General features: G+C 46.1%; 1 protein-coding gene. It reads left to right on the top strand.

What is annotated here, in order from left to right; translation table 11 throughout:
* A partial coding sequence (locus A3766_RS09130) for a phosphoenolpyruvate carboxykinase (ATP) (protein WP_156508811.1) occupies positions 1-623 on the top strand: 623 nt, incomplete at both ends.

The raw sequence follows: 623 nt of genomic DNA, 5'->3' as shown, positions 1-623 counted from the left end.
TTGGCTGAGCGAGATAGCTATCTTTCTCACCTTCACGTGGGTGCAGATGCTGATCACTATCTACCTGTTAAGGTTGCAACAGAAACTGCTTGGCAGAACCTGTTTGGTCGCAATCTGTTTATCCGCCCTGAGCAATATAACCAGGCCGATAAGCAAGAATGGGAAATCCTAAACGTTGCAAGCTTTGAGTGTGTACCTGAGCGTGACGGTACTAATAGTGACGGTACAGTAATCATCAACTTCGCCAAGCGTCGCGTTTTGCTTGCAGGTATGCGTTATGCGGGTGAAATGAAGAAAGCAATGTTCTCTGTTCAGAACTTCTTGTTGCCAGAGAAAGACGTATTACCAATGCATTGTTCTGCAAACGTTGGTGATGACGGCGAAACAACATTGTTCTTCGGTTTGTCAGGTACAGGTAAAACTACCTTGTCTGCTGACCCTGCGCGTTACCTTATTGGTGATGACGAGCACGGTTGGGGCAAAGGCGTTGTCTTCAATATTGAAGGCGGCTGCTATGCGAAGACTATTGATCTATCTCAAAAGAATGAGCCAATCATTTGGGATGCGATCAAGTTCGGTGCAATCGTAGAAAACGTAGCGCTTTCTGATGATAAGCGTCTACC

The sequence above is a fragment of the Oleiphilus sp. HI0132 genome, assembly GCF_001635845.1.
Note: the sequence above shows the minus strand (reverse complement) of the source record. Positions and strands in the feature narration are given on the sequence as shown.